The following is a 2,607-nucleotide window of genomic DNA, read 5'->3' on the forward strand; positions in this document are numbered from 1 at the left end:
AGTCCTTTGACTGCGACATGGAGCGGCTGGTCGAGGCCGGCGATCATTCGATCCTCATCGGCCGCGTCCGCGATTTCGAGCACAATTCCGCGCAGCCGCTCGGCTATTGCCGCGGCGCCTATGTTGCACCCGGCCTCAGCCAGGACGCGCTGGCCGCCACCCAGCCCGGCACCGATGTCGGCGCCATCCTCGAAAATGGTGGCCGGATCCTGTTCGTGGAAACGACGGACGGTTTTGAACTGCCGCGCGGCCGAGGGTTGGGTTCGGCAGGCGATGGCAATAGTCTGCGTGGACTGCTTGCGGCAAAGGCCATCGAGGCCCAGCTCGGTTTCCTGTTCGCCGTCTGGGACGACGCCGGACCTGTTTCGCGCACGCATGTCTACTATCGCGGCACGTTCGACGTGCCCGCTTCCAGCGATCGCGGCATTCGGCTCATCGAGATCGACGCGATCGAAGGATTGAAGATCGCCGATCCGGCGATCCGCTCGATGCTCACGCGCTATATCAGGGAATGCTCGGTAGATGCATTCGGCGTCTATGTCGGCAACGATGTCGAAGGCGAGGTCCGGCCGCTCGCCAGACCCAGCGCTTCCACCGTCAATACAGGTGCCCACGGATGAAATTCTCGCTCTTCGTGCATATGGAACGGTCGGATCTGGCCAAGCCGCATTCCGAGCTTGTAACCGAGCTCGAAGAACTGGTCCTGATGGCCGAACAGGCATGCTTCGAGACCGCCTGGATCGGCGAGCATCACGGCATGGAATTCACCATCTCGCCCAATCCCTTTATCAACATCGCCTATCTCGCCGCCAAGACCAGCCGTATCCGCCTCGGCACCGGAACCGTGATTGCGCCCTTCTGGCACCCGATCAAGCTTGCCGGTGAAGCGGCGATGGCTGACGTCATCAGCGGTGGCCGGCTGGACATCGGCATCGCGCGCGGCGCCTACAGCTATGAATATCAGCGCATCTTCCCAGGTCTTGACGCCTGGGGCGCCGGCCAGCGCATGCGCGAGATCATACCGGCGATCCGCGGCCTATGGGACGGCGACTTCGAACTCTCCGGCGAGTTCTGGCAATTCCCCGCCACCACCTCCTCGCCCAAGCCGCTGCAGAAACCCTACCCGCCGATCTGGGTGGCGGCCCGCGACCCGAACTCGCACGATTTCGCCGTCGCCAACGGATGCAAGGTCCAGGTAACGCCGCTGGCTTCCGGCGATGACGAGGTGACGAGCCTGATGCAGCGCTTCAACGCCGCCTGCGCCGCGCATCCCGAGATCGAACGACCGGAAATCATGCTTTTGATGCACACCTTCGTTGCCGACGACGCGGCTGACGCCGATCGCCTGACGCAGGACCTGTCGACTTTCTATTGCCAGTTCGGCGCCTGGTTCCAGAACAAGAAACCAGTGCATCAAGGCATATTGGAGCCGCTGACGCCGGACGAGATCGCGGCCATGCCGCAATACGCGCCCGACAAGATCAGGCAGAACCTGGTGATCGGCGAGGCCGATGAGGTCATCGCCCGGCTGAAGACCTATGAGGCACTCGGCTACGACCAGTATTCGATCTGGATCGACAGCGGGCTTTCGCACGAGCACAAGAAAAAGTCGCTGCAACTGTTCATCGACCGGGTGATGCCGGCCTTCCTTTGATCGCGAGCCCATGACCGACGCCCCCTTCAGGAACTTCATCGACGGCCGCTTCGACGAACCGTCCGCTACTTTCGACAGCGTCGACCCGTCGACCGGGGCGGCCTGGGCCAGGATGCCGGCGGCGAGCGAAGCCGATGTCGACCGCGCCGTCGAGGCGGCGCACCGCGCCCTGCGTTCCGGCCCATGGCGTAGGATGACCGCGACGGCGCGTGGAAAGCTGCTGGTCAAGCTGGGCGACCTCGTCGCCGCCAATGCTGGGCGACTTGCCGAGCTCGAGACCCGCGATACAGGCAAGATCATCCGCGAGACCCGCGCCCAGATCGCCTATGTCGGCGACTACTACCGCTATTATGGCGGGCTTGCCGACAAGCACGAAGGCGCGCATGTGCCGATCGACAAGCCGGATCTCGACGTCACCATCCGCCGCGAACCGATCGGTGTCGTTGCCGCGGTGGTTCCGTGGAATTCGCAGCTCTTCCTCTCGGCCGTCAAGCTCGGTCCGGCGCTCGCCGCCGGCTGCACCATCGTGCTCAAGGCCTCCGAGGATGGCCCGGGGCCGCTGCTCGCTTTTGCCGAACTGGTTCATGAGGCTGGCTTTCCCCCAGGCGTCGTCAACATCCTCACCGGTTTGGGCCATGATTGCGGCCGGCGCCTGACCAGCCATCCGCTGGTTTCGCGAGTCGCCTTCACCGGCGGTCCCTCGACGGCGCGCGCCATCGTCAGGAGCACGGCGGAGAACCTTGCGTACACCACTCTGGAACTCGGCGGCAAAAGCCCGGTCGTCGTCTTTGCCGACGCCGATCTCGACAGCGCCGCCAATGCGGTGGTCGCCGGCATTTTTGCCGCGACCGGCCAGAGCTGCGTCGCCGGCTCGCGGCTGCTGGTCGAGCGTTCGGTCAAGGATGAATTCCTCGCCCGCCTGAAGCGCAAGGCCGAGGCGATCCGCATCGGCC

The 2,607-nt window shown here is 64.4% G+C and carries 3 protein-coding genes; all 3 read left to right on the forward strand.

Going from position 1 to position 2,607, the window contains the following annotated elements; genetic code table 11:
- Positions 1 to 620, forward strand: a 620-nt coding sequence (locus EN932_RS33650; RefSeq protein ID WP_164890769.1) for a flavin reductase family protein, incomplete at its 5' end; no start/stop codon positions are given.
- Positions 617 to 1,654: an LLM class flavin-dependent oxidoreductase gene (locus tag EN932_RS33655; protein ID WP_013525214.1), complete on the forward strand. Its 1,038-nt coding sequence runs from the start codon at positions 617 to 619 to the stop codon at positions 1,652 to 1,654. The genes EN932_RS33650 and EN932_RS33655, both read left to right, overlap by 4 nt.
- Before the next feature lie 10 nt (positions 1,655 to 1,664).
- On the forward strand, positions 1,665 to 2,607 hold a 943-nt coding region (locus EN932_RS33660; RefSeq protein WP_128369415.1), incomplete at its 3' end, for an aldehyde dehydrogenase family protein.

The sequence above is a fragment of the Mesorhizobium sp. M7A.F.Ca.US.002.01.1.1 genome (assembly GCF_004022955.1).
Lineage (GTDB): Bacteria > Pseudomonadota > Alphaproteobacteria > Rhizobiales > Rhizobiaceae > Mesorhizobium > Mesorhizobium ciceri.

Bases quoted from the DNA above. Each gene is read 5' to 3' on its own strand.
- EN932_RS33655 (WP_013525214.1), top strand. From the start codon at position 617: ATGAAATTCTCGCTCTTCGTGCATATGGAACGGTCGGATCTGGCCAAG.